Genomic DNA, 26,946 nt, shown 5'->3' on the forward strand with positions numbered 1-26,946 from the left:
GTCATGCCTTGATCAGATCGGCGCCGCGCAGGGCGTCGGCCGCGGCGGCGACGGTGCCGAACGGCAGTCCGGACCGCTCGGCGATGTCCAGCAGAGCGTGCTCGCCGTCGGAGAGGCTGAGCACCCAGAGCATGGCCATCTGGGTCTGCTTGGTGTCGCTGCGGCCACCGAGCGCGTCGTACAGCCCGCGTCGGCCCAGCTGGGGTTCGCCGTAGGGGCTGAGGTTGACGTACCGCCGGTTGCGGTCGAGGACGGCGAACGCCTCGCGGCAGACGGCGAGCGTGTCCGCCATCGCCTCCGGGGAGACGAAGTCCGGGTTGTCCGCCGAGGTGTGGTACTCGGGGTAGCCGGCGTACGGGGTGCGGCTGAGCGAGCCCACACCGAGGTCGAACCCGGGGGAGCAGTACTGCCGCTCGTCATAGCCGTACGGAGTGAACTCGGCGACGGTGTGCGGGCGTTCGGAGGCCGCGAGCACGTGCCGCATCACCCGGTCGATCTCCGCGTCGCCGCGCCTGCTCTGCTTGTACGTCAGTTGGCCCGGGTCGCCCGCGCACGCCAGCACAAGACCATGTTTGACCCGGTCGATCCGCTCCGCGTTGCGGGCCAGCCAGGTGATCGCCCCGATGGTGCCGGGCGCGTAGATGAACCGGTAGGTGTAGTACGGCGTCCGCTCCGTCAGCGCGCGGGCCAGGAACGTCGCCACCGCGATGCCCGCCAGGTTGTCGTTGGCCAGCGACGGGTGGCAGACGTGGCAGGACACGATCACCTCGTCGGCGACCTGCCCGGGGACCACGTGCTCGGCGTAGGTGAGGTGGCCGTCGGCGAGTGTGGAGTCGATGCGCACCTCGTACTCGCCGTCCGGCAGCGCGTCCAGGGCCTCCTGGGACAGGCAGAACCCCCATTCCGGCTTGTAGTAGCTGGTGCGGTACGGCACCCAACTGGGGTGGTCGGGCAGGGTGTGCAGATGTCCGCGCAGCTCGGCGAGCGGCATGGTCCGCGATACCGGGACGCTGTAGCCGAGCACGTGCAGGCTGGACGCGGCGAAGTCGACGACCCGGTGGCCCGTGGGGTCGGCGATGTACGCGTCCCGGATGTTCCACTCCTGCGGCACCGTCCAGTCGAGCACCTGCGTCCCGGTCGGTACCTCGTGCACCTGGAGCGGGACGTACTCGCCGACGATGTCCAGGGTGGCGCGCACACCGTCGCCGGTGATGCTCCGGCACAGCGGGTACAGCCGCTCCACCAGGGCGTGCATCTCCTCGCCGGTCGAGGTCATCGGCGCCACCGCAGGGTGCCGTCGACGGTACCGGCGTCGGACGCCGCGCGCAGCACGGCAAGGCGGGTGAAGCGCCGCTCGAAATCGTCCTGGGTGAGCCCGAACTTCTGGTAGGCGTCGGCGAGTTCGAGCGCGCCGCGCTTGACCGTCCACTCGCACGCGAAGCCGGGAATCGCGTCGCGGAAGCGGGCGAAGTCCACCCGGTAGGACCGCGGGTCGGCGCCGTTCTCCCCGGTGATCACCACCTTGGCGCCGGTCACCGCCTCGGCGACCTGCTCGGCGATCTCGGCGACCGTGACGTTGTTGGTCTCGCTGCCGATGTTGAACGCCCGGTCGTGCACGGCTTCACGGGGCGCGGTCAGCGCGGCCGTGAAGGCCCGTGCGATGTCGGCGGCGTGCACCAGCGGCCGCCAGGGGGTGCCGTCGGAGAGCACCAGGACCTCGCCGGACAGCAGCGCGTGGCCCACCAGGTTGTTCAGCACGATGTCGGCGCGCAGCCGGGGCGAGTAGCCGAAGGCGGTGGCGTTGCGCATGAACACCGGGGTGAAGTCGCCGTCGGCCAGCGCGTGCAGATCGTCCTCCACCCGCACCTTGGACTCCGCGTACGGCGTCACCGGGCGCAGCGGGGCGTCCTCGGCCACCAACTCGTCGCCGCCCGCGGCGCCGTAGACGGAGCAGGTCGACGCATACAGGAAGCGCTTCACTCCGGCGTCGCGGGCAAGGCGGGCAAGGCGTACGGAGGCATGGTGGTTGATGTCGTACGTGAGCTCGGGTGCTAGCGAGCCCAGCGGGTCGTTGGAGAGCGCGGCCAGATGGATCACGGCGTCCACCCCGGCCACGTGCTCGGCGGTGACGTCGCGCAGGTCCACCCGGTGCCCCTGCGGGTCCGCGGGCGGCGGGCCCAGCACGCAGTCGGCGAACAGGCCGGAGTCAAGGCCGACGACTTCGTGTCCGGCGGCCGTGAGGACCGGTGCCATCACGGTGCCCAGGTAGCCCTGGTGTCCGGTCAGCAGTACGCGCAAGGTTCAGTCCCCCAGATTGAGCGTGAGTTTGGTGACGGCGAACGCCTCGGCGTAGCGCGCGTGGCATTCGATGCCCCGGATGCGTGCGAGGCCGAGGAAGGCCTCCCGGTCGTACCAGGGCCGGTGCCGCTGCGAGGGGTAGTGCTCCTGCAGCAGCCGCACCTTCCGTTCGGCGATCTCCGGCGACAGCGGCTGGTACGCCGACGGACGGCCGAGGTCGCCGTCCCACTTGACGATCTCGTAGCCGAGCACGAGGTGGTCGCGGAACGCGGTGGGTATCAGCTTCGCCAGGCCGCGGTGATCCTGGTGCGCGTCATCGGTGCGCGGGGCCAGGACCAGATCCGGCTCGGTCTGTCCGCGCAGTTCCTCGACCGCGGCCTTGGCCTCGTCCCAGTGCACGGGCATCCGGCCGTCCGGCAGCTTGAGTACGGTCAGGCGCAGGTCCGCGCCCGGGCAGAAGGCGGCGAGCGCGGCCCGCTCCTCCTCCTCGCGGTCGCTGCCGCCGCCGGAGAGCACCAGCGCGTCGACCCGTAGGCCCGGCCGCGCGAGGCACAGCGTGAGGAGAGTGCCGCCGGCGCCGATGGCGATGTCGTCGCAGTGCGCGCCCACCGCGACGATCCGGTCCAGGGGTCCGGCCCCGAGCCGGATCACGCCCGCGCCCCCGCACTGTCCCGCTCCCACACGGCCCACGGGCGGTCGCCCCGGGCGTAGGCGTCATCGAGCGCGGCACGCTCCTTCACGGTGTCGGTCGGCTTCCAGAAGCCGCGGTGCTGGTGCGCCACCAGCCTTCCCTGCTTGGCGAGTCGGCCGCATCCGTCGGCGACCAGGTCCCCGTTCTCCGGTATGTGGTCGAAGACCTCCTGGCGGAGCACGAAGTAGCCGCCGTTCTCCCACAGCGGCATGTCGCTCACCGCGGTGATGCCCCCCACCAGGCCGTCCTCGCCCAGCTCCACGCAGTGGAACGAGGACTGCGGCGGTACCACCATCATCGACGCACCGGCGTCGCGCGCGGTGAACCGGTCGATCATCTCCGGCAGCGGTGCGTCGGTGAGCACGTCGGCGTAGTTGGCCAGGAACATCTCCTCGCCCTCCAGATGGTGCCGCACCCGGCGCAGCCGCTCCCCGATCGGTGACTCGACGCCGGTCTGTACGAACGTGATGGTCCAGTCGGCGATGTCGGTGGACAGGAGCTCGGTCTTCCCGCCCCGCAGCACGAAGTCGTTGGACGTCGTCTCCTCGTAGTTGAGGAAGAAGTCCTTGATGTGGTGGGCCCCGTAGCCGAGGCACAGGATGAACTCCTTGTGCCCGAAGTGCGCGTAGTAGCGCATGACGTGCCAGATCAGGGGTCTGGGCCCGACCATCGCCATCGGTTTGGGCACGTCGTCGGAGGCTCCGCTGCGCATGCGCATCCCGTAACCGCCGCAGAACAGGACGACCTTCATCGCTTGACCTCGACAATGCTCAGTTCCGGGATGGGAAAGACCAGTCGGCCGCCCCAGTCGTGCACGAAGGACAGCTGCTCGGTCAGCTCGGCCCGCAGGTTCCACGGGAGGACGAGGACGTAGTCCGGCTTGTCGGCGGCTATCTGCTCGGGCGGCAGGATCGGGATGCGGGTGCCCGGGGTGAACCTGCCGTGCTTGTAGGGGTTGCGGTCGACCGTGTACGCGAGCAGGTCGGGCCGGATGCCGCAGTGGTTGAGCAGGGTGTTGCCCTTGCCGGGGGCGCCGTAGCCGACCACCGTCTCGCCGCGTTCGGCCGCCTCGATGAGGAACTTGAGGAGGTCCCGGCGCACCTTGGCCACCCGGGCGGAGAACTCGGTGTACCCGGACAGCTCCTGAAGCCCGGCGGCCTTCTCCCGGGCCAGCACGTCGGACACCCGCTGGGACGGCTCGCCCGCCACCTCGGTCGGCCGGGCCCACAGCCGGATGGAGCCGCCGTGCGTGGGCAGCAACTCCACGTCCACAAGCGCGAGTCCACCGCTCGCCAGCGCCCGGATCGCGGAGGCGACCGTGTAGTACTGGAAGTGCTCGTGGTAGATCGTGTCGTACTGGTTCTCCTCGATCAGGGTCAGCAGGTGCTGCACCTCGATGGAGACCCAGCCGTCATCGGCGACCAGGGCGCGCAGCCCCTTGGTGAACCCGACCACGTCGGGGATGTGCGCGTACACGTTGTTGGCCACGACCAGGTCAGCCGGGCCGTGCTCGGCGCGGACGGCCGAGCCGGTCTCCGGGCTCAGGAACTCGGTGAGCGTGGGCACGCCCGCGTCGCGCGCCGCGGCGCCCACGTTCACCGACGGCTCGATGCCCAGGCAGCGGATCCCCCGGTCCACCACGTGCTTCAGCAAGTACCCGTCGTTGCTGGCCACTTCGACCACGAAGGCGTCGGGACCGAGCCCCACCTTCTGTACGGCGTCGGCGACGTACGTGCGCGCGTGCTCCACCCAGGAGGTGGAGTACGAGGAGAAGTACGCGTACTCCTTGAACGTCTCCTCCGGTGTGATCAGCGGAGGGATCTGCGCGAGCCAGCAGTCGGTGCAGACCCGCAGGTGCAGCGGGTACGCGGGCTCCGGCTGGTCCAGTTGGTCCGCGGCGAGAAAGCTCTCACACGGTGGCGTCGCCCCAAGGTCGACGACGCTCGCCATCGCTTCCGAGCCGCAGAGTCGGCATCCTGTCATTTTCTGTTCCCATCCCCCCTGCTCGCGTGGGTGTCCCCACTGCGAGCCAGTGCTGACCGTCCCGCGATCGCGGTGCGGTACCCCTCCACCAGGCGTTCCAGGCCGACGGCCGGGCTGAACCCCTGCTCGTATCGGCGCCGGGCCGCCTGGCCCATCTCCCGGTTGCGGTACGGCTCGGCCGTGATCCGCCGGATGCGGGACGCGAGCGAGGCGGGCTCGTGCGGCTCGTGCAGCAGCCCCGTCACGCCCTCCTCGACGAGTTCGACGAAGGCGCCGTGACCGGCGGCGACGGCCGGGACCCCCGCCGCCATCGCCTCCGCGACCACCAGGCCGAACGTCTCCTGGGCGATCGAGGGAGCCACCACGGCGACCGACCGCGCGAGGACCTGCCGGCACTGCTCCGGGTCGTACAGGCCGACGTACCGCACGTCGTCCCGGCCCTGTGCCCAGGCGGTCACCTCCCGCTCCAGGGGCCCCGCGCCGGCGAGCACGAGCGGCACGCCCACACCGCCGTCCGCGGCGATCTCGTCCCACGCGGCCATGAGCAGCCGCACGCCCTTGGCCTCCGCGAGCCGGCCGAGGAAGAGCAGATGCTCGCCGTCGCCCGTTCGCCGGGCGCCGGGGTCGGGCACGAAGTTGTGCTTCACCGCAAGGCGTGAGGCAGGCATGCCGGAGCGCACCAGGATGTCGCGCTGCGCCGCGGAGATGCAGAAGAACCGCTCCACGCCGGACCACCACCGCCGCCGGTTGACCGACAGGCTGACCGCGAGCGGGACCGTCGCCAGCCGGGAGTTGCGGTAGCAGCCGTGCCGGACGGCGGGCAGCGGCACCGTCGCCCCGACGCACTCGGTGCACGACCGGCCGTCGCGGTGCAGCGTGCCGGGCGGGCAGACCTGGGTGTAGTTGTGCAGCGTGGCGACGACGGGCACATCGGCGTCGGCGCAGGCGGCCAGCACCGCCGGCGACAGGAGCGGGAAGACGTTGTGGACGTGCACCACGTCGGGCCGTTCGCTGCGGAGCCGGGCGGCGAGCTCCGTGCGCACCGCTGGGTTCCACGGCACGAGGAGCGGCACGGCGGCCTTGCCGAGGAGCGACCGGGAGGCGATGGTGTCGCTGCGCCGCTCGAAGACGTCGACGCGGTGGCCTGCCGCGCGCAGCAGTCCCACCTCCTCGTCGACGACCCTGTTCTCCCCGCTCGGCTGCGCCGAGGAGTAGCGGTTGTGCACCACGAGTACGTGCATGGTCAGGTCACCTCCCGGTTCCGGGCTCGGCGTGGGATCACCCGTCGGGCGACCGCGGGCGGCGCCAGGGGCGGGGCCTCGGCGGGTGCCGCGAGCAGTGAGGCGGCCAGGGCCAGATGCAGCAGATATGGTGAGGCGTCGCCCAGCCCGGCCTCGGTGTACGACGAGATCGCGACGTAGCTGATCAGGAAGATCGCGCAGGCCCTTTGCAGCGAGGGCGGGCGCAGCAGCGCGACGCCGCCGAGGACGATGATGATCGCCGCCACGAGGACGACGCCGATCAGCCCCTGCTCGTTGTAGACGGCCAGCCAGCTGTTGTCGATCGGCAGCCCGCCGAACGACTTGTCGCCCAGGCCCACGCCGAACACCTTCTCCGGCACGGAACGGGGCTCTGCCAGCAGGGCGTCCCAGACCTTGGCCCGGCCGGTGAGGTTGGAGAAGCTCTCCTTGTCCTGGCCGCGCATGAACCACGTCTGCAGCGCGGAGGCGAACACCACGGCGCCTACCGTGGCGGTCAGCACCGACCAGGTGAAGAACCGGCGGGCGGCCGCGCTGGTCAGGATGAGCGAGCCGATCGCCAGGACCAGCCCGAGGAGCAGGCCGATCGTGGCCGTGCGGGTGTGGGTCATCGCGAGCAGGACGAACGTCGGCACGATGATCAGTGCCGCGCTCGCCCCGGTCGTCTGGCGGCCCAGCAGGAGCAGCACGGTGAGCCCGATGATGACCGCGGAGTACTGGCCGATCTGCGGCGGGGTGAGCGGCCACAACGCACCCACCAGCCGTCCGCCGTAGTACTCGGGCATGGCCGTGCCCGGTGAGATGACCAGGCCCGCGGCCACCGAACCGAGCACCGCGAAGTACATCCGGATGTGGTACCGGACGAACGTCAGACTGCCGTCCCACCAGCGGCTGAGCAGCCACAGCGTGCCGACGAAGAGCGTCAGCCGGAAGCAGCGGAACAGCGCGCCGAGCCCGACCTCCAGGTGCATGCTGGAGATCACGCTCGGCACCAGCAGCAGGGTGAGCAGGAACACGAAGGCGCTGGGTCGGATGCGCAGCCGCAGGTTGAGCGCGAGCGCCAGCGCGAACGCGGCGACCAGCGCGCCCATGGTGGCCATCTGGATCAGCGAGCGGGGCAGCGTGACGATGGTCTTCCCGGCGGAGCCGAGCGTGTTGAGGCCCAGCAGGGCCCAGACGATCCAGACGGCCTTCGGCGTACCGGTGGAGGGTGCTTCGGCACCGGTCCGCGTGCCCGTCGTCTGCGCTGCGCCCGGCAGCCCGCCGCGCGTGGTGCCGCCGTCCATCTCAACCACCGGCCTGTGCGCCGAAGGTGCTGCCCGCGTCCTGCCGGTACGGCGGGCCCTGCCACTGCACAGAGTCGAGCTTGCGGTCCGGGTCGTCGGCGACGAAGGTCCACGGTCCGCGGTAGACGTTGTCGTGCCAGCGGTTCTGCTGCTTGAGGATGATCGCGTCGGCCACCCGCTTGCCCTTGTACGGCGACCAGTCCGGATAGGTGCCGTAGTTGGACAGCACCGCCATGAGGCCGCACGCCACCGTGCACTTGACGACGGACGTGTCCAGGACGAAGCGGTTGCCGTGGATGTCCACCCGCTGGGTCTTCCAGCGGCAGTCGGCGTACAGCGGCGCGGTGGCGATCGACGGCTGGGCGCAGCGGTGGGTGTCCTTCACCAGCAAGGTGCAGTAGCCGGTCGAGGTGTTGGCCGGGCTGTTGCAGAACCGGTTGGCGTTCTCCCACAGGGTGATCCCGGACCAGTTGTTCTCCAGCACGTTCCGGTAGATCTCGATCTTGTCCGTGCGGGCCGGGACCCGTGGTTCACCGCCCGCCTCCGACACATAGATGGTCGCGTACGGGAAGGTGTCGCCGTCGGCGGCGTGCTTGCGGCCCTCGACCCAGTTGTTCCGCCGGATCGTGTTGTTGCGGATGACCGCGTTGTAGCTGATCTCGTACATCAGCGCGGCACCGTCGTTGGCCTCAAGGACGTTGTCCTCGATGCGGAAGTCATTGTTGTTGTTGTCCGCCCACAAGCCCGCTCCGCGGTTGTCGTGCACCCAGTTGCCGCGGATGTCGGCGCCGTTGACGGCCCAGAACTTGATGCCTCCGGTGCAGCCGCAGCCCGGCTGCTGCTTCTCCCAGTCGTCGGTGTTGTTGCCCACGATCTCGTTGCCCTCGACGACCAGACCCGTGATGGAGTCGCCGGTCTTGTACGCGTTCATTCCGTACTGGCCGTTGTCGCGCAGGCAGCTCGCGCGGACCTGCTGGCGGGCCCCGGCCATCAGTCCGGCGCCGGAGTTGTTCTGGATCGTCGCGTGCTCGATCTTCCACCCGTCGGCCATGTCGTGGTTGACCACGCCCTCGTCGTGCGGCGCGACGAATCCCTGCACGGTGAGGTAGCGGATGGTGACGTCGGGAGCGGTACCGCTGAACGCGTAGTTGTTGGTCTTGCGGCCGTCGAGCACCGCGCCCGGCGCGCCGAGGTAGGTGTTCCCCTTCTTCGCCATGACCTGGGCGTAGCGCTCCGGTTCGAGCTTGTGCGTGCCCGGCCGAAGCCAGAACGTGGTGCCCGGGGGGCTGCTCTTGGTCTTCGCCGTCAGGTCACCGACCACCGCGGGATCGACCGTCACCGCTCCCGCCGGCGGCTCCGACGGCCCGGCGGCGGGTTTGGCGCACATCTGGGCCACGGTCGTGGCGGACGCCCCGGACGCGGCGGGCGTACGGGTCGGCTTCGCCGGGGCCTCCGGAGTGCTCGTACAGCCGGCCGCCGACAGCAGGACCAGCGCCAGCGGTGCCGCCGCCCACGCCCAGTGCCCCCTCTTGATCACCACGCGTCCCCCTAGCCGCGGAACCTGAGTACGGTGGTGAACCCCTGTGCGCCGTCGGCGAATCCGGTGCCGACCAGCGTGGTGGTGGGTTCCTTGCGCCCGAAGCCCGCGGAGTACCAGCCCAGCGGGGGGTTGGTCTCGCCGCGATGCGCCCGCCAGGTCAGCTGCCCGGGCAGATCGAGTTCCGCGGAGCGGTCCTCGCCGTCCCGGGTCCAGGTGAGCACGGCCCGGTTCTCCACCAGGTCCGCGGTGATCGCCGGGCCGAGGTGGAACGCCATGCGCACGGCCCGGCAATCACCGCGCACCTCGTCGACCAGCCGGAGCTCCTTCGCCGCGGCTGTCAGTTCCACCCGGCGGCGGTGCACGGACGGCTGGTAACCGTCGTGCTCGGCACACCACCGGGCCACCCCCGCACCGGAGGTGTCCGCGACCAGGACGCGGCTGCGGGCATGGCGGGTCCACAGGAACGGGCCGCCGGAGACGGACTGGTCAGCGCCGTCCAGTTGCAGGGTGTTGTGGCCGAGGGTGGAGCGGAAATACCGCCGCCACTCGGGCTGCCCGTGGTAGCAGAACGTCCCCGGGTCGGCGAGCACGTCGACCCCGTCGTGCCGGACCTCCACGGACAGCGCGTCCGCGTGGGCGTGCGCGGCGATGGACAGGAAGCCGTGCGGACCACCGTCGCAGCGGCACCAGATCTCTCCCGCCCCCTCCCCGCGCAGGATGGTCATGCCCGCGTCGGCGAAGTGGCCCGGGCGGCTCGAAGGGCGGGTCACTGTCCCGCTCTTGGCGTACGGCCGGATGAGCGCGGCGAGCAACGGGGTGCGCACATCGGTGCCGGTCACCACCGGCCACCAGGCGAGCCGGCCGAACACCGCGTCCCCGGTGGCGAGCAGCGAGGCCCAGCGGTCGGTGCCCGCGCCGTCCACGACCAGACCATGGCCGTCGTCCGCGTCACCCTGGCGCGGCGGCCGCATCCGGCTGTCCACGACGGCCGCGAGCGCGTCGGTCATCCGCAGCAGCACCAGCCGGACGGACGCGGGGACCGGCACGCCGGCGGCGTCCGCCTCGGCCACCGCGGCCAGGCCGAGCTCAAGGACGAGCCCGTGGTACTCGGTGGCCAGCTCGCGGTTGAGGCCGGAGGCGAAGGTGTTGCCGCGCAGGTGCCGCTCCAGCGACCGCAGCGCGTCGGCGCGCCAGCGCGCCGAGGAGGGGAACCAGCCGAACGCGCAGGCCGCGGCGAACTGCCCGGCGGCCTCGGCGATGACGTGGTTGTTCGCCGAGGACCCCCGGCTGGGGAAGGCGGCCAGCCAGCGCTGGTGGTGCCAGATCTGGTCCCGCGCCACCGGGTTGTCCTCGAACAGCCCGGCCGCGCCGGGCCAGCCGTCGAGCAGTCGGCGGATCCACACCCAGGAAAGCAGCCGGATACCCAGCTCGATGCCGCTGATCCAGTGCACGCCGCGCAGCGGCGGGTTGGCCACCCACCATGAGCGCAGGTGCTGGGCCACGCGCTCGGCGTACCGCTCGTCCCTGGTCAGCGCGTAGGCGGCGGCGAGCACGGTGAGGTACTGGTGCCGGGACGGCTCCCAGATCTGCTTGATGTCCCCGACCGCTTCCTCGTCGCGGTACGGCACGTCGAAGGCGTAGCCCCACGGCGCCCGGCGCCCGGTCTTCGGGTCGCACCACCAGTCCGGGTCGACGAGGTCGTGGCGGGCCACCCCGAAGAACTCGGCGTGCCCGTCCATCAGCCGGTCCGCCTCGGCGATGAGACGTTTCGCGGCGTCCGGCGGCACCGCGGCGATCGCCTGGGCGGGCAGGACGGCGGTGAACCGGGCGCCGGTCACGCTCGGGCAGGTCGGCCGCGCAGACCGCCAGCGCCGCCTGCGCACCGTGTCGACCGCCCGGCCGCCGACCTCGCGCGGTCCCATCCGGGACAGCCGCCGCACGTACCAGCCCGCCTTCATGGTCATCGCGCCCTCGCCAGCGTCACCGGCGCGCCGCCGGTCAGGCTGGCCTGCACGGCGAGGGTGGCCGCCGTGGTGGCGACCAGCGACTCCAGCGGCACCGGCATCGGCCCACCGGTCCGTACGGCCTTGATGAACGAGGCCAGTTCGGCGTTCTGGCCCTTGTCCCGGGCCTTGGGCAGCCGCGAACTGACCCACTTCCTGGGGCGGCCGTCATAGACAGAGGCGCGTACGAAGTCGTCGAGCCGCAGCACCTTGCCGTCCGCGACGAGGTCCAGCGTCTCCTTGGGGAAGCCGGCCGCGCCGGTGGTGACGTAGCTGAGGGTGGCGGTGGACCCGTCCGGGTAGCGCAGCACCACCTGGAGGTCCTCGTTTCCGGCCGAGGCGACCGCGTACACCGAAACCGGGTCGGCCTCAAGGAGCCAGCTCGCCGTGTCGATGAAGTGTCCGCCCTCACCCGCGAACCGCGAGCCCTCGGTGCCCTGCTGGAGGTACCAACTGCCGTGCTGCAGCCGGCCCGCGTTGACGAGGTAGCGCAGACTCGCCGGACCGGTCCGGGTGCCGAACCGCTTCCTGGCCTCCTGGAGCAGCGGCGCGAACCGGCGGTTGAAGCCCACCTGGAGCCGATCGTTGCCGGACTCCTCCACCGCCGCGAGCACCCCGGCCAGCTCGTCCTCGCCGAGCGCCAGAGGCTTCTCCACGAACACCGTCTTGCCGGCCAGCAGCGCCTTGCGGGTCAGTTCGGCGTGCGAGCTGTGCCGGGTGACCACGAACACCGCGTCGATGGACTTGTCACCGAGCACGGCGTCGAGATCGGTGGTCGCCTCGGCGAAGCCGAACTTCCGCTTCGCGTTGGCCGCGGACAGCGCCGTCGTGGTGACGACGGTCGACAACTCGACGCCGTCGCGCCCGGTCAGGTGCGGCAGCAGCATCGAGGTCGCGTAGTTGCCCGCGCCGACGAACGCCAGCCGCACCGGCGTCTTGACCGCCCGGGCCGGGGCGGACACCGCACCGCCGCGTCGCACCTCGGGCACGGCCACCGCCGGGGCCTGCGCTTCTCCCTTGTCCTGAGCCTGTTCGGGGTACCGGAACAGCACCGCCACGGCCTTGAGGTCACCGTCCTTCAGACGCCGGTACGTGTCGACGGCGTCGTCGAAGTCGGCGACGTGGGAGACCAGGGGCTCCACATCGACGCGGCCGCGGGCGAGGAGATCGAGGAAGCACGCCAGGTTGCGCCGCTCGGTCCAGCGCACATAGCCGATCGGGTAGTCCCGCCCCTCCAGCTCGTACTCCGGGTCGTAGCGCCCGGGGCCGTAACTGCGCGAGAACCGGACGTCGAGCTCCTTCTCGTAGTACGCGTTCCACGGCAGGTCCAGACGGCACTTGCCGATGTCGACGACCCGGCCGCGGTCCCGGCACAGCCGCGCGGCCAGCTCGACGGGCTGGTTGGTGCCACCGCCCGCCGCCAGGTACACCTGGTCCACACCGTGACCGCCGGTGAGCTCGGCGACGGAAGCCTCCACGGCCGGGGAGGCGGGATCGCCGCAGGCCGCGGCGCCCAGGCGCTCGGCGAGCTCGCAGCGCACCGGGTCGGGGTCGGCCCCGACGACGCGGACGCCGGAGGCTGTGAGCAGCTGCACCACCAGCTGTCCGATCAGCCCGAGGCCGATGACCAGCGCCACCTCGCCGAGCTGCGGCTCGCCCTGGCGGACGCCCTGCATCGCGATCGACCCGACGGTGCCGAAGGCCGCGTGCCGGGGCGCCAGGCCGTCCGGCACCGGGGTGAAGAGGTTCTTCGGCACCCAGTTCAGCTCGGCGTGCAGCGCGTGCTCGTTGCCGGCGCAGGCCACGAGGTCGCCGACCTTCACCTCGTCGATCCCGGCGCCGACCTGCTCGACCACCCCGCACAGCGAGTAGCCGAGCGGTGTGTAGGAGTCGAGCTTGCCCATCACCTTGCGGTAGGTGGCGGGCACCCCGTTGGTGGCCACGCTCTGCATGACCTTGGCCACCTGGTCCGGGCGGGAGCGGGCCTTGCCCAGCATCGACATACCGGCCTCGGACACCTTCATGAGCTCGGTCCCGGTGGATATCAGCGAGTAGGCGGTGCGGACCAGTACACCGCCCGGCTTGCACCCCGGTACCGGCACGTCGAGCACGGCCAGCTCGCCGCTCTTGTAGTTCTGAACAACCTGCTTCACTCGAACTCCCCTGATTCCTAAGCCGTTTGCCGAGTGCTCTGGCCGGACCCAGAGGTCGCGTCGCGATACCAGTACTCGAGGGTCAGCACATGCCACAGATGCTTGGAGAAGTCCCGCTGCCCGGCGGCGTCCTCGGCGACCATCCGCGCCAGCGCGTCGCGGCGCAGGAACCCGGAGTTGACGAGCACCCCGTCGTTGACCACCTCGCGCACCAGCGGCGCCAGATCTCGGCTCATCCAGGCCCGCAGCGGGGCGCTGAACAGGCCCTTGGGCCGGTAGACGATCTCCCGGGGCAGGATCGAGGTGGCCGCCTCCTTGAGGACGGCCTTGCCCTGCCGTCCGGCGATCTTCCGCTCGCCCGGCACGGCGAACGCCGCCTTGACCACCTCGACGTCCACGTACGGCACCCGCACCTCGGTCGAGGCGGCCATGCTGGAGCGGTCGGTGTACGCGAGGTTCAGGCCCGGCAGGAACATCCGGGCGTCGCCCAGGCACATGCGGTTGACGAAGTCGTCGAGGTGGTTGTCCTCGTAGATGTCCGCGTGCTCGGTCAGGACGTCATCGACCGTTCCGGCCAGGTCCGGATCGATCAGGGCGAGCAGCTCGTCCTGGTCGTACATGGTGTAGCTGCGCCGGAACGCGGTCTCCTCCGGCAGATCGGCGAAGGAGAGGAACCGCTTCGCGAAGCGCACCGACCGGTATCCGCGGCGGGCCGTGGCGACCGGCAGCCGGTCCACGGCTCTCGACAGGCCGCGCCGCAGGGGGCGCGGGACGCGCTGGTAGCGCAGCGCGATCAGGTTGGCCAGGTGCTTGCGGTATCCGGCGAACAGCTCGTCGGCGCCCATCCCCGAGAGCATCACCTTGACCCCGGCCTCCCGGGCGGCCTGGCAGATCAGGAACGTGTTGATCGCGGCGGGGTCGCCGATCGGCTCGTCCAGGTGGTAGGTCATCTGGGGCAGCAGGTCGAGCACGTTCGGAGCGATCTCGATCTCGTGCAGGTCGACGCCGAACCGCTCGGCCACCTGCCGGGCATAGCGCAGGTCGTCCGGCATCGCCTCGAACTTGGCGTCCTCGGCGCGGAACCCGATCGTGTAGGCGGAGATCCCGGGCCGGTCGCGGGCCGCGAGGGCGGTCAGATAGCTGGAGTCGAGACCGCCCGAGAGGAAGGTCGCCACGGGGACGTCGGAGAGCAGGTGCCGCCGGGTCGACTCCTCGACGATGGCGGCGACATCCGGCCGCTCGCCGCCGCGGGCCCGCTCCTGGCCCTCGGCGGCGACGTCCCTCAGGTTCCAGAACCGGCCGTGCTCCACCCGGCCGTCGGGGCGGCACCTCAGCCAGCTCCCCGGCGCCAGCTTCTCCGCCTCGCGGAACGCGCAGCGCGAGTCCGGCACCCAGTAGTACAGCAGCGAGGCCACCAGCGCCGCGTGGTCCACCTCCAGCGACCCGCCGGTGGCGGCGGCGAGCGCCTTGAGCTCGGAGGCGAACACCAGACCCGCACCGCGCCGGAGCAGGAACAGCGGCTTGATGCCCAACTGGTCGCGGGCGAGCACCAGTTCACCGGTGCGCTCGTCGAAGATCCCGAACGCGAACATGCCGCGCAGCCGGGGCAGGCAGTCGGTGCCCCAGCGCCGCCAGGCCTCCAGGAGCACCTCGGTGTCGGAGCTACCGCGGAAGCGCACCCCGGCGGCTGCCAGTTCGGCACGCAGTTCGGGCGCGTTGTACAGCTCGCCGTTGTACGTGAGGGAGAGGCCGTCCGAGACCATCGGCTGGGCGCCGGTCTCGGACAGGTCGATGATGGCCAGTCGGCGGTGCCCGAGGTGGACCTCGCCGTCACCGGCGCGATGGCTGTACCGGCCCGCCCCGTCCGGTCCTCGGTGGGCGAGGGTGTCGGTGAGCCGGTCGGTGACGATCTTCCCGTCCGGCCATTGGTAAGTGCCTGCTATGCCACACATGCTCTAGTGCGCCTCCTGGCCGCTGTCCGGGACCCGGGTGGCCCACATCTGCAGTCGCTCCGTCCACCGCTGGCCGGTTCCGTTCTGCCGGGACAGCCGCTCGTGGTGGCCGCGCAGGGCGGTGTGCAGCCCGTCCCAGAGAGTGCCGTCGGTGCGGTCGCGCGGATCGGGGTCGATCAGCACCACACCGATCACCGGAATGTTGAGGTCGGCGAGCTGCCGGGCGACGGTGTGCAGCCATGCGGCGCTGCCGTGTCCGGCGCGCACGATCAGCACGGTCTGGTCGCCGAGGTACTGGAGGTCGGTCCACGCCGTGCCGGGCGCGACCGAGCCGACGCCGAAGCGGCGCTGCGCGGGCGACACCTCGGCGGCGTCCTTGCCGCTGACCACGGTCGGGCCGCCCGGCTTGTTGCCGTGATCGGCCAGCTGCGGGCCGGGCAGACCGTCGATGATCACCACGGGCCCGTCCGGTGCCAGAGCCTCCGCGAGGTCCAGGGCGATCACGCTCGTGCTGCGCGCACAGCCCAGTTCCAGCAGCGACACCGGTTCCGCGGAGCCGCGTACGGTACGGGCCAGGCTCGTGGTGAGCCGTTCGCGCGCCGCCCGGGTCCGTCGGCGCTGCCACGGGCGGCGCGGCCGCAGGGCCGTGCGGCGCAGCTCCGCGATGACCGAGGCGCCCAGGTTCGCCGCGATGTCGCGGCGCAGCACGGGGCGGTCCGCGACCACCGCGGTGACCGCGGAGATCGCCAGCCCGAGGACCAGCCCGAGGACGAGTCCGATCGCGGCGTTGGTGGCGGCGGCCTTGGGCACGGAGTGTGGCACCGCGCGCGGGGCGTCCACGATCTGCGTGCCGGAGATGACCTTGGGCTTCCCGGTGCGCGCCTCCGCGGCGCGCTGGTCGAAATCGGAGATGCGCGAGGTGAGTTCGGCCCGTCGGGCGAAGAGCGACTCGCTGTTCGCCGACGCCTTCGGGTCGCTGGTCGGGGGCCGGTTCCCGATCGACTTGTTGACCTGGGCGAGCTCGTCCTTCATCCGGTCGCGCTGGTCGAGCAGGGCCTTGGCCTCGGCCTTCGCCGTCTCCTGCATCCGCTGCACATGGTCCGCGATGAAGGCGTCGGCCAGCGCCTTGGCGCGCGCCACCGCCTCCGTGTCGCTGGCGCCCTTCACCTCGATCTGCATCAGGTTGTTGGTCAGGCCGGTACCCCGGTAGTCGGCTATGAAGTCTTCCGGCTTTTCATGGGACTTGAGGGTCTGCAGGGCCTTGGCGGCGATCCGCGTGGTCCCCAGCAGTTGGACGTCGGTACGGATCAGTGTTCCGGAGTCGTTGGGCTGGTCCTCCTGATGCGCGACCAGCACCTTGGTCACCGCGGTCGGGGGCGGCACCATCACGACCGACATCGCCGCGCCGATCAGCAGCCCGAGCAGCGCCAGGGTGGCCCAGAGGCGACGGCGCCTGCGCACCGCCACCACCAACGGCTGCAGGTCGATCAGCGGAGCGGCGGCCGACGGCTCCGAAGCCTTGCTGGTCGTCACGCGGAACCCCCCGAAGTATGGCCGTGCACCGCGGGCTCCGGAGCGGCGTCGCCCGGAGAATCAGCGGCAGTTCGCGTCGTACGGGCCCGGACGGTGACGGCGACGACGGTGCCGACGACCTCGTGCCCCGCGTCCGCACACGCCTCGGCGATCCCGGCGAGCTCCTCGGCGGTCCAGCTGCCGGCGCTGAGCACGACCAGGGCGCCGGACTCGGTGTCGCGGTCCGGTACCAGGGGCTGCGCCACCGCGACTTGCACCACCCGCAGCAGGGGGCCGCTCTCGGCCTCGGCGACGAGCTGCTCGGCGGCCAGCCGGGCGGTCGCGTCGCCGTCCGGTACGACGACCAGCAGCCGCCGGGGCGCCGGCAGCTGGTCCCGCAGGCGGGCGCAGACCCGCCGGTAGCGGGTCCGTCTGCTGTCCTCGTCGCCGGACATCTGCGGGACCGGTACGTCCCACCGGGTGTCGAGGCCGAGGATCCGGCGGACCAAGGCCCGCGGGCCGCGCTCTTGCGCCCGGTGCGCGGGCCGTTGGCCGGGGACGTCGACGGTGCCGAGGAGTGCCGCGCCCAGGGCCGCGGTGATCTCCGGTTCGGTGCGCAGCCGGCGGTTCATCCGTGCGGCGGTGAGGTGGCCGATGACCGCGAGCAGGAAGGCGAGCAGTGCCCCGCCGGCGACGAGCTGCGTTCTGGTCGGCGGCGCCTCGCTGGTGGGCCGGGGCGCCGGTCCCATGACGACCATGCCGGCCTTGCTGGCCGTCGGGTTGGCCTCGTCCAGCTTCTTCATGGCGTCCTGCAGTGCGGTGCGCATCTTCTCCAGTTCGGTGCGGGCCTGCACGCTCTCCACGGTCTTGCCCGGGTCGGCCGCGTTGGCCAGGTCGGTGATGCGCCGACTGGCCTCCGCCACCTTCTGCCGCAGCGCCTCGGAGTTCGTGGCCGCGTCGGTGTCGGTGCTGTTGCCCGAGATCCGCGCGGCGAACGTGACGAATTCCTTGGCCATCTGGTCGGAGAGCCGCTGGGCGCGCTCCGGGGTGTCGGCCGTGCCCGAGATGTTGATGATGTTTCCGTCGGCGGCCTTGGCGCCCACCCGACTCCGCAGGTCGCTGCCCTTGACGCCCTTCCAGCCGAGCGCGGCGGCCGTACGGTCGACCACCGCCGAACTCGTCGCGATCTGTGCCTGGGTGAGCAGCTCGCGCTCCTCCCACTGACCCGGCAGCAGGACCGGTGCCGACGCCGTGTAACGCGGCGGATTGAGCATGGAGGTGCCGTAGCCGAGGAGCGCGCCCACCACGGTCAGGATGGTGAGGAGCCGCCAGCGCCGACGGAGAATCCGCCCGATCGTGACCAGGCGTATCGTGTCATCGCTCAATGGTGCGGCCTCCTACCTGTGCGCAGGCAGCGGCGTAGGCGGCGAGCAGCGACTCCTGGGAGTTGCGCCAGGAAAGCCGCCCGCTGATCCGCTCCTGGCCGATCTTGCCCATCCGGGACCGTCTCTCCGGATCGTCCAGAAGCAGCGCGATGAGCTCGGCGAACTCGGCCTCGTCGTTGGCCGGTGCGTAGACGGCGGCGTCACCGGCGGAGACGCGCGCCTCCTTCAGGTCGAAGGAGACGATCGGCCGGCCCATCGCCATGTACTCCAGGACCTTGTTCATGGTCGACACGTCGTTGAGCGGGTTGCGCGGGTCGGGGGAGAGGCACACGTCCGCGGTGGAGAGGTAGCGCACCAGGTCGGCGTCCGGAATGCGCCCGGTGAACTGCACCTGATCGGAGAGCCCGAGCCGCCGGGACAGCTCCACCATCGCGTCGAAGGCGTCACCCGCGCCGACGAACACCGCATGCCAGTCGGTCCGCCCGAACTCGTCGCGCAGCTTCGCGAGGGCCCGCAAGGCGTAGTCGACGCCGTCCTGCGGTCCCATGACACCGAGATAGCACAGCAGATGAGGCTTGCCGCGCTTCAACTCAGGTTCAGGCGGCACTGGTTGGAACCGGTCGACCTGAGGTGCGCTGCGCACCACGAAGACGTCTTCCGGCCGCCGGCCGCCCCGGCGTATCGCGACGTCCCGGTAGCTCTCGTTCGTGGCGAGCACGACGTCCGCGGCCCGGTAGGTCCGCCGTTCCAGCGCGCACACGGCGCGGTAGAGCAGGTCCTCGCCGCGGTCGAACCGCGAGAGGTACAGCTCGGGCACCAGGTCGTGCTGGTCGAAGACGAACCGCGCGCCGCGCCGCTTCAGCCACCGGGCCGCCAGGAACAGCAGGTCGGGCGGGTTGCAGGCGTGGACCACGTGGACCGGGCCGACCTTGCGGGCCAGCCGGGCCGTGTGCCACAGCGCCGATCCGTACTCCCGCAGATAGCCGGCCGGGCCTCCGGTGGCGGCGCGCAACGGGTAGCGGTGGATCCGCACCCCGTCGATCACGGCCTCCGGTTCTGTGTCCCGTTTCTGCCCCTGGGGGCAGATGACGTGCACCTCCCAGCCCGCGTCGCGCAGGGTCGTGCACTCCTGCCACACCCGCCGGTCGAACGGCACCGACAGGTTCTCCACCAGGATCAGCGCGCGCCGGCCCGGCCGCTCGCCGCCGGTGGTGTCTTCGAACGATGTGTCACCAAGCAAGGCCCACATACCCAGGTTCGGTCCGGCGCGTCTCGGCGTCGGGAAGGTGGATGAGGTCGACGATCACCGGGCCGTCGCCATGGGGCAGCGCCGACAGGACGGCCGGATCCCTGGTCCCGACCAGGCACACCTCGGCGTGGTCGAGCACCTCGTCGACGGAGTCCGCGAGCAACTGCGCGAGGTGCGGCAGCCGCGACTCGATGTACTCGCGGTTCGCGCCCATCAGCCGGGAGAGGCTCACGTTGGCGTCGTAGATCCGCAGGTCGTAGCCCTTGCCGAAGAGTCTCTCCGCCAGCTCGACGAGCGGGCTCTCGCGGAGGTCGTCGGTGCCGGGTTTGAAGGACAGCCCGAACAGGCCCACCCGGCGTCTGCCGGTGCGCTCGACCAGGTCCACCGCGCGCTGCAGATGGTCGGAGTTGGAGGGCAGCACATGGGACAGGATGGGCACCGATACGTCCGCCCGCTGTGCCGCGTGGACCAGGCTGCGCAGGTCCTTGGGCAGGCAGGAGCCACCGAAGGCGAAGCCGGGCCGCAGATAGGCGGGGCTGATGTTCAGCTTGCGGTCGGCCAGGAACACGTCGATCACCTGGTGCGAGTCCACCCCGAGCGCCTGGCACACCGCGCCCAGCTCGTTCGCGAAGCCGATCTTGAGACCGTGGAAGGCGTTGTCCGCGTACTTGATCGCCTCGGCCGTCGGGACCGGCACTCGGAACACCTCGCCGGGCAGACCGTCGTACAGCGCCGTCACCGCGTCGCCGCTCGCCGCGTCGAGCTCGCCGATGACGGTCTTGGGCGGGTCGAAGAAGTCCCGCACGCTCGTGCCCTCGCGCAGGAACTCCGGGTTGACCGCGACGCCGACGTCCACCCCGGCCATGCCGCCTGTGTACTTCTCCAGGATCGGCACCAGCAGGTTCAGGCAGGTGCCCGGGAGCATCGTGCTGCGGAACACGACGGTGTGCCGGCCGCCCTGCTTGGCCCCATCGGCCAGCGCGGCGCCGATCTGCTCGGTGACCCGCTCCAAGTAGGTGGTGCACAGGCTGCCGTTGGGTTCCGACGGTGTGCCGACGCAGACCAGCGACACCTCGCTGCCCATGATGGCTTCACGGACGTCGCCGGTGGCGCGCAGCGCTCCACTGCGTACGACCTCGGCGGTGAGTTCGCCGATCCGCTCCTCGACCACCGGGGCCTTGCCGTCGTTGACCAGGTCGACCTTCACCTGGCTCACATCCACCCCGATGACCTCGTGCCCCATGCTGGCCAGGCACGCGGCCGACACACAGCCCACGTAGCCGAGCCCGAAAACGCTGACCCTCATGACCCGTTCCTCCCCCCGCGCAGGCCCTTGTGGCCTGCGGTCCCTGCGTCGGCCGGACGGTGACCCCCGCGCATCAGTAGGCCCCCTGCCCGTAGAGCACCGCACGCAGCGTCTTCCACAAGATCACTGTGTCCAGGGCCAGCGACCAGTCCTCCACGTACCGCAGGTCGAGGCGGACCGCCTCCTCCCACGGCAGGTCGCTGCGTCCGCTGATCTGCCACAGGCCGGTGAGCCCGGGCTTGACCAGCAGCCGCCGCCGGATGTCCGGGCCGTACGCGGCGGACTCCTCCGGCAGCGGGGGCCGAGGGCCGACGAGCGACATCGATCCGGTGAGCACGTTGAACAGCTGCGGGAGTTCGTCGATCGAGTACCGGCGCAGCACCGCTCCCACTCGTGTCACCCGAGGATCCCGGCGGAGTTTGAACAGCAGGCCCGCGCCCTCGTTGCGGTCGGCCAGCTCGGCACGCGCCTCGTCGGCCCTGGCGACCATGGTGCGGAACTTGAGAATGGTGAACTCGCGGCCGTCCTTGCCGACCCTGCGCTGGCGGTAGAACGCCCCGCCCCGGCTGTCCACCAGCACGATCAGCGCGACGAGCACCATCAGCGGTGCGAACAGCAGCAGCAGGAGCGCCGCGCCCAGCCGGTCGACGACCCCTTTGACCGCCCGGCGGCCGCCGGTGAAGGTCGGCATGCTGACCCGCAGCAGCGGTATCCCGAGCACCGCGTCGACGTGCAGTCGCGGGCCGGCCACCTCCATCAGCACGGGGGCCACGACCATCTCGGCGTCGCTGCCTTCGAGGTTCCAGGCCAGTCGCTGCAACCGGTCCGGTGACCAGTGCGGGTCCGGTGTGACGGCGACGACACGGTAGCCGTCGCGGCGCACGTGGCCCGCGACGTCCGCCAGTGGGCCGACGACCGGCACTCCGTCCAGATGGTCGGCGTCGAGCCCGACACCGTCCGTCGTGCACACCGCGTCTATACGCCAGCCGAGGTGCGGGAACTTGCGGGTTCGGGTGATCAGGTCGCGTACGGTGTCCGGGCTGCCGGCGGCGAGCACCGGTCGCAGACACCGTCCTTCTTTGCGCTGCTTGTGCAGCCAGAGGCGCAGCAGATACCGCGTGGTCATGGTGATGAGTGCGATCGCGGGGATCGCGACGAAGATCCAGAGCTTGATGTTGCGCGAGGCGAGGGCGATCCCGCCGAGCGACAGTACGACGGCCGCCGTGGACAGTGAGCGTCCGAGCCGGCGGAATTCCTCGGCACCCTGGCCGAGCACGGCCGGTGCCCACGCACGGCTCACCGCGAGCGCGCCCAGCACCAGCAGCTCGGTGCCGAAGGCGAGAATTCTCCACTTCTCGTGCCAGTTGGCCGCGTCCCGGGCCCCGAAGAAGATACCGATCCCCGCCACCACGAAGGCGGTGGCCAGGGTGTCGCTGGTGATCACAGCACGGCGGTAGCGCTGCTCCCAGTCGATCTCGGTCTGGCTGATTGGCCCGTTCTCCAGGCGTCTTCGCGCCGATGGATACGGACTGACTAATCCCTCCTGGCGCACAGGCCCCCCCAGGTCACCAGTGGTTCGACGAGTTCGTCAAACACTGTCCCTCCCCCTCGGAAGGCAGCCCCCCGCCTTCCGCGCATCACATCCCGGTTATTCCAAGTGCTATGCGAACAACCCACCCCTGCGGCAGGACCCGTGGGTCCTGCCGGATTCTCTGGGTGCACGGGACCCGTCGGAACCCTGGGTGCTCCCCGCACCCAAAGCCCCTTTCGGGAGCCGAGAATTGATCCCCCCAAGTCCGGTGTCGGAGACGCCACTGCTGACTGTCCCCAGCGCCCGACCTAAAGATCATTATTGGTCGCCTCGTGCCTGAGCAGCTGACGCACGGACTCTAGACCATCGCAGCCGTTGTGTAGAGAGGATGTGTGTAATTTGTGCTCGCCTTTGAGACTGGATCAACCGACCAGTGATCACCGGAAGGTGACGTGAAGTCATCGCGCGCTCCGGCGGCTCGCCGGGCCCCGAGGACGGTCTTTGCCCGCCGGGGGTCCCGACCTGCGGCGGGCCTTCTACGGTGCCGAGTCCGACTACGACTTTCCGCTGTTCGCGCGCTATGACGTACCGCTGGGCAGTGCCCGCAGCGGGTGGGGTGATTGACTTGATCGTGTCGGTGGTCGGCGGCATGTCCAACCCGCAGTGGGTGCGCTCCCGCTACGCGCCATCGGTTCGGCGCCGTGCCGTCACCAGGTAGGCGGTGCCCGGCCAGGGGCGGGCCCGCCTGCTCACGGTCCGTTCGGGATGCTCGCGCCACTTCCTGCTCCAGCGGCGGGCCAGCCGGTCCAGTGGGGGGACCAGGGGTGTCACGTCGTAGTGGACCGTGTCCTGCGGTGTCAGTCCGCTTTCGCGCATCATCCGGCGGAGTCGGGTCAGCGGGATCGCTCGGATACCGGACACGTCAGCAGCGTGCCGCTGCGCGCCGAGCAGTCGTTCGGCGCGGCCCAGCACGCGCAGTAACGGCCAGTAGACGAACCATTCGACCAGGCGGTACGGGCTGAGCGGGTTGAGCATCGTGACCACGACCAGCCCGCCCGGCCGCACCACGCGTGCTATCTCGCGCAGCCCGTCACTGGCGTCGGCGTACTCCAGGACGCCCATCGCGACGACGACATCGAAGTGTTTGTCGGGAAAAGGCATCTTCTCGACTCGCGCCACGGTTAACTCGACGTTGCCGGAGCCTTTCGAGCGAGCGATGGCGGCATCAATCATTGCCGGGGACTGGTCGCATCCGGTGATCTGGAATTCCTCGGGGCGGGTGTCGAGGAGATGACGCACCAGCATGCCGGGCCCGCACCCCACGTCGAGCAGACGGCCATGCGGCCCGGCGTCGAGTGCCTCGTCGACCGCGTACAGTCGGGAACAGTAGTAACGTGCCGCCGGCCGCCAGCCCTCGTATGACGCGGCATAACTTGCCGCGTTGTCGGAGGTCAGATACTGCGCGGCTACGGCGGCGTCGCGTGCCGGACTTCCGGTACTGCGATTTGCCCATGCAATCCTGGAGGACACCATTGCTGCTCCCCTTCATTCCTCGGGTATTTCGCTGATTCCGGCGATCGGGTGATCCGATACGCGAAAGGCGTCGCTGACCTGCAAGGATGTGGGGGGTTAAGTTCGTATCCGGTGCGAGAGCCGAGGCACCTTTCCGGGGAGTGAGCGTACAGGGCGCGAGTGCGTCCGGTGGCAGAAAGACGTTATGTGAGCGTTCGACCGGGCTTACTCCAGCGTAATTTATCGGGTCTTGACTTGATGAACAGCGGGCCTTGGGATTCGGTGATGATGCCGCGGCTGATGAGGCGTTTGAGCATGGTCTTGGTACCTTCCATGCGGTGTTCACCGATACCTCGCCCGGGAATACGGCCACCGGCCGGAAAATGCCGCCTCGTGCGTCTACTGCGCATCCGCCGCGAACATGACCCGGCCTCAGCACACCCGTATTCGGCCTGGAACGACAGCTCCAATGAACTGCTGGGTGAGCAAGGGGAATCGGCGGGCTTCCCCTGCCCGGAACGGGCACGGAGGCTCCCGAGGACCACTGGCTGTTGAGGCAGACCGTTCGACGGATCCGGCGGCGCCGATGATTCGATGGGTCACAGCAGTGCAACTGAGCACTGCTGCCTCGGAGGTGGCGCAATGACTGAGCAGTACGTGTTGGATCTCCAACAGGTCGACGCGACGCAGGTCGCGGTCGTTGGCGGCAAGGGCGCGCATCTGGGCGCCCTGTCGGGGATCGACGGCATCCGTGTGCCGGGCGGCTTCTGTGTGACGACGGACGCCTTCCGGCGGGTCATGGCCCAAGTGCCGTCGATCGAGGACCGGCTCGATCAGCTGGCGCGCCTGGACCCGGACGACCGGGAGGGGATCCGCACGCTCAGCGCGCAGATCCGCCGGACCATCGAAGGGATCGCCATCCCGGGTGATCTCGCGACGGCCATCACCCGCGCGCTCGCCCGCTTCGGCGAGCAAGCCGCCTACGCCGTCCGGTCCAGCGCGACGGCAGAGGACCTGCCGACGGCCTCCTTCGCGGGCCAGCAGGACACGTACCTGAACGTCATGGGACCGACCGCGATCCTCCAGCACATCAGCCGGTGCTGGGCCTCGCTGTTCACCGAGCGGGCCGTGACCTACCGCCGACGCAACGGCATCGACCACCGCGCGGTCCACATGGCCGTGGTCGTGCAGCGGATGGTCTTCCCGCATGCGGCGGGCGTCCTGTTCACGGCCGACCCCATCACGGGCAACCGGAAGACCGCCACCGTGGAGGCCGGTTTGGGCCTCGGCGAGGCCCTGGTCTCCGGCCTGGTGAACCCGGACGTCTTCACGGTGCGACACGACGAAGTCGTCGCCAAGGCGATCGCCGCCAAAACGCGAGCCCTTCGCGCCCTGCCGGCCGGCGGTACGGAGGAGATGGCGATCGACTCGCGACGGCAGGAGCACCCGGCGCTGACGGATGCGCAGGTAGTGCGGCTCGTGCGGCTCGGGAGGCGGATCGAGGCGCACTTCGGCCGCCCTCAGGACATCGAATGGTGCCTGGCCGATGACCACTTCCAGATCGTTCAGAGCCGGCCGATCACGACGTTGTTCCCCGTTCCCGACACTGGCGACCAGGAGAATCACGTCTACGTCTCCGTCGGCCATCAGCAGATGATGACCGACCCCATGAAGCCCCTGGGGCTTTCCGTGTGGCAGCTGACAGCCATGGCGCCGATGCATGAGGCCGGCGGGAGGCTCTTCGTCGACGTCACCCGGCGACTGGCCTCGCCCACCAGCCGCGCCGCCCTCCTGGACCTCATCGGGAGGGGCGATCCGCTGGTCAGGGACGCGCTGGAGACCGTACTCGACCGTGACGACTTCGTCCCGTCGCTCCCTGACGCGGGGCCCGCCGGGCCGCCGGCCAGTGGCGCGCCCGCACCGATCGAGACCGATCCGGCCATCGTCACCCAGCTGATCGAGCGCAACGAGGCGTCCGTCGACGCCCTGCGGCGCGACATCCGGACGAAGAGCGGACCGGAGCTGTTCGACTTCCTGCTGGAGGCCTTCGCGGACCACAAGCGAGTCCTCGGTGACCCGCTGAGCATGCAGGCGATCATGGCGGGGATGGAGGCCACCTGGTGGCTCAACGACAAGCTGGGGGAGTGGCTGGGCGAGAAGAACGCGGCTGACACGCTCACGCTGTCGGCCCCCGGCAACGTCACGTCGGAGATGGGACTGGCGCTGCTCGACGTCGCGGACGTCGTCCGCCGACAGCCGGAGGTGGTGGCGTTCCTGCAGGGAGTCGAGGATGAGGGCTTCCTGGAGGAACTGCCGAAGCTCGCGGGCGGGGCCGAAGTGCGCGACGCCGTGGAGGCCTATCTCGACCGGTACGGCATGCGCTGCGTCGGCGAGATCGACATCACGAGGCCGCGTTGGCGCGAGCGCCCGACCACGCTCGTGCCCGTGATCCTCGACAACGTCAGGAACTTCGAACCGGGGGCTGCCGAGCGGCGTTTCGAGGAAGGCCGGCAGAAGGCGCGGCAGAAGGAACAGGACGTGCTGTCACGCTTGCGGGCCCTGCCGGACGGCGACCGGAAAGCCGACGAGGCCAAGCGGATGATCGACCGGGTCCGCACCTTCATCGGATACCGGGAGTACCCGAAGTACGGCATCATCAGCCGCTACTTCGTCTACAAGCAGGCCCTGCTGGAGGAGGCCGAGCGCCTGGTCCGGGCCGGTGTGCTTCCTGAGCAGGAGGACGTCTTCTACCTCACGTTCCAGGAGTTCCACGACGCCGTGCGCTCGAAGCAGGTGGACGACCGGCTCATCCGGCAGCGCAAAGACGCGTTCCGTTCGTACCAGGCGCTCACACCGCCCCGCGTGCTCACCTCGGACGGCGAAGCCCTCACCGGGGCGTACCGGCGTGACGACGTGCCGGCCGGCGCCCTGGTCGGCCTGCCGGTTTCCGCCGGGACCATCGAGGGGCGGGCCCGCGTCATCCTCGACATGGCGGAGGCCGATCTCGAAGCGGGCGACATCCTGATCACGGCCTATACGGATCCCAGCTGGTCACCCCTGTTCGTCGCGATCGCGGGACTGGTGACGGAGGTGGGCGGCCTGATGACCCATGGCGCGGTGATCGCCCGGGAGTACGGCTTGCCCGCCGTCGTGGGCGTGGCGCAGGCCACCCGGCTGATCCGGGACGGCCAGCGGATCCGCGTGCACGGAAGCGACGGGTACGTCGAGATCCTGCCCTGAGCGGCCCACCGAGCGACCAGGTCACCACCGGACATCACGGCTCGTG

18 protein-coding genes are annotated in these 26,946 nt (G+C 70.5%); 1 reads left to right on the plus strand and 17 read right to left on the minus strand.

The genetic code is table 11. The annotated features are described in order from the left end of the window. Position 1 precedes the first annotated feature (1 nt). The 17 genes from BX283_RS36635 to BX283_RS36715 form a co-directional block, all read right to left on the minus strand. Positions 2 to 1,285, minus strand: a complete 1,284-nt coding sequence (locus tag BX283_RS36635) for a DUF4910 domain-containing protein (RefSeq protein WP_101391691.1) — start codon at positions 1,283 to 1,285, stop codon at positions 2 to 4. Continuing rightward, positions 1,273 to 2,298 carry an NAD(P)-dependent oxidoreductase gene (locus BX283_RS36640; RefSeq protein WP_101391692.1) on the minus strand — a complete coding sequence of 342 codons (1,026 nt, stop codon included), beginning with the start codon at positions 2,296 to 2,298 and terminating at the stop codon, positions 1,273 to 1,275. The genes BX283_RS36635 and BX283_RS36640 overlap by 13 nt, the downstream gene beginning before the upstream one ends. Before the next feature lie 3 nt (positions 2,299 to 2,301). Further along, on the minus strand, positions 2,302 to 2,949 hold the full coding sequence (locus BX283_RS36645) for a PIG-L deacetylase family protein (RefSeq protein ID WP_101392806.1): 648 nt from the start codon (positions 2,947 to 2,949) through the stop codon (positions 2,302 to 2,304). Beyond that, positions 2,946 to 3,740, minus strand: a complete 795-nt coding sequence (locus BX283_RS36650; protein WP_101391693.1) for a glucose-1-phosphate cytidylyltransferase — start codon at positions 3,738 to 3,740, stop codon at positions 2,946 to 2,948. The genes BX283_RS36645 and BX283_RS36650 overlap by 4 nt, the downstream gene beginning before the upstream one ends. Then, positions 3,737 to 4,972: a class I SAM-dependent methyltransferase gene (locus BX283_RS36655; RefSeq protein ID WP_101391694.1), complete on the minus strand. Its 1,236-nt coding sequence runs from the start codon at positions 4,970 to 4,972 to the stop codon at positions 3,737 to 3,739. Before BX283_RS36655 ends, BX283_RS36650 begins: the two co-directional genes overlap by 4 nt. Continuing rightward, positions 4,969 to 6,213, minus strand: a complete 1,245-nt coding sequence (locus BX283_RS36660) for a glycosyltransferase (RefSeq protein WP_101391695.1) — start codon at positions 6,211 to 6,213, stop codon at positions 4,969 to 4,971. Before BX283_RS36660 ends, BX283_RS36655 begins: the two co-directional genes overlap by 4 nt. Positions 6,214 to 6,215: 2 nt before the next feature. Then, entirely contained in the window at positions 6,216 to 7,517 is a 1,302-nt protein-coding gene (locus BX283_RS36665; RefSeq protein ID WP_101391696.1) for a hypothetical protein, read from the minus strand. 1 nt (position 7,518) lies between these two features. Beyond that, positions 7,519 to 9,057: a right-handed parallel beta-helix repeat-containing protein gene (locus tag BX283_RS36670; RefSeq protein ID WP_101391697.1), complete on the minus strand. Its 1,539-nt coding sequence runs from the start codon at positions 9,055 to 9,057 to the stop codon at positions 7,519 to 7,521. A gap of 8 nt (positions 9,058 to 9,065) precedes the next feature. After that, a complete protein-coding gene (locus tag BX283_RS36675; RefSeq protein WP_101391698.1) occupies positions 9,066 to 11,021 on the minus strand; it encodes an alginate lyase family protein in 1,956 nt (651 codons plus the stop codon). Further along, the gene (locus BX283_RS36680; protein ID WP_101391699.1) at positions 11,018 to 13,213 is read right to left on the minus strand and encodes a bi-domain-containing oxidoreductase; all 2,196 of its coding nucleotides are present in this window, start codon (positions 13,211 to 13,213) and stop codon (positions 11,018 to 11,020) included. The genes BX283_RS36675 and BX283_RS36680 overlap by 4 nt, the downstream gene beginning before the upstream one ends. Before the next feature lie 17 nt (positions 13,214 to 13,230). After that, positions 13,231 to 15,165 carry an asparagine synthase (glutamine-hydrolyzing) gene (gene asnB / locus BX283_RS36685; protein WP_101391700.1) on the minus strand — a complete coding sequence of 645 codons (1,935 nt, stop codon included), beginning with the start codon at positions 15,163 to 15,165 and terminating at the stop codon, positions 13,231 to 13,233. Between the two features lie 3 nt (positions 15,166 to 15,168). Continuing rightward, on the minus strand, positions 15,169 to 16,698 hold the full coding sequence (locus tag BX283_RS36690; RefSeq protein ID WP_101391701.1) for a Wzz/FepE/Etk N-terminal domain-containing protein: 1,530 nt from the start codon (positions 16,696 to 16,698) through the stop codon (positions 15,169 to 15,171). Further along, positions 16,695 to 18,062 (minus strand): Wzz/FepE/Etk N-terminal domain-containing protein, encoded by a 1,368-nt coding sequence (locus BX283_RS36695; protein ID WP_101391702.1) that lies wholly within the window; start codon positions 18,060 to 18,062, stop codon positions 16,695 to 16,697. Before BX283_RS36695 ends, BX283_RS36690 begins: the two co-directional genes overlap by 4 nt. Further along, positions 18,052 to 19,302, minus strand: coding sequence for a glycosyltransferase family 4 protein (locus BX283_RS36700; protein ID WP_101392807.1), 1,251 nt, complete (start codon positions 19,300 to 19,302; stop codon positions 18,052 to 18,054). Before BX283_RS36700 ends, BX283_RS36695 begins: the two co-directional genes overlap by 11 nt. Further along, positions 19,292 to 20,617 carry a nucleotide sugar dehydrogenase gene (locus BX283_RS36705; protein WP_101391703.1) on the minus strand — a complete coding sequence of 442 codons (1,326 nt, stop codon included), beginning with the start codon at positions 20,615 to 20,617 and terminating at the stop codon, positions 19,292 to 19,294. Before BX283_RS36705 ends, BX283_RS36700 begins: the two co-directional genes overlap by 11 nt. 73 nt (positions 20,618 to 20,690) lie before the next feature. Next, entirely contained in the window at positions 20,691 to 22,169 is a 1,479-nt protein-coding gene (locus BX283_RS36710; protein WP_101391704.1) for a sugar transferase, read from the minus strand. Positions 22,170 to 22,826: 657 nt separating this feature from the next. Then, on the minus strand, positions 22,827 to 23,681 hold the full coding sequence (locus BX283_RS36715; protein WP_101391705.1) for a class I SAM-dependent methyltransferase: 855 nt from the start codon (positions 23,679 to 23,681) through the stop codon (positions 22,827 to 22,829). Positions 23,682 to 24,302: 621 nt separating this feature from the next. On the opposite strand from BX283_RS36715, the gene rph reads away from it, so the two are divergent. After that, a complete protein-coding gene (gene rph / locus BX283_RS36720; protein ID WP_101391706.1) occupies positions 24,303 to 26,900 on the plus strand; it encodes a rifamycin-inactivating phosphotransferase in 2,598 nt (865 codons plus the stop codon). Positions 26,901 to 26,946 lie beyond the last annotated feature (46 nt).

It is taken from the genome of Streptomyces sp. TLI_146 (assembly GCF_002846415.1).
GTDB lineage: Bacteria > Actinomycetota > Actinomycetes > Streptomycetales > Streptomycetaceae > Streptomyces.

Coding starts and splice junctions, on each gene's coding strand:
- asnB (WP_101391700.1), bottom strand. CDS start 15,165: ATGTGTGGCATAGCAGGCACTTACCAATGGCCGGACGGGAAGATCGTC.
- BX283_RS36665 (WP_101391696.1), bottom strand. CDS start 7,517: ATGGACGGCGGCACCACGCGCGGCGGGCTGCCGGGCGCAGCGCAGACG.
- BX283_RS36715 (WP_101391705.1), bottom strand. CDS start 23,681: ATGGTGTCCTCCAGGATTGCATGGGCAAATCGCAGTACCGGAAGTCCG.
- BX283_RS36675 (WP_101391698.1), bottom strand. CDS start 11,021: ATGACCATGAAGGCGGGCTGGTACGTGCGGCGGCTGTCCCGGATGGGA.
- BX283_RS36650 (WP_101391693.1), bottom strand. CDS start 3,740: ATGAAGGTCGTCCTGTTCTGCGGCGGTTACGGGATGCGCATGCGCAGC.
- BX283_RS36705 (WP_101391703.1), bottom strand. CDS start 20,617: ATGAGGGTCAGCGTTTTCGGGCTCGGCTACGTGGGCTGTGTGTCGGCC.
- BX283_RS36655 (WP_101391694.1), bottom strand. CDS start 4,972: ATGACAGGATGCCGACTCTGCGGCTCGGAAGCGATGGCGAGCGTCGTC.
- BX283_RS36660 (WP_101391695.1), bottom strand. CDS start 6,213: ATGCACGTACTCGTGGTGCACAACCGCTACTCCTCGGCGCAGCCGAGC.
- rph (WP_101391706.1), top strand. CDS start 24,303: ATGACTGAGCAGTACGTGTTGGATCTCCAACAGGTCGACGCGACGCAG.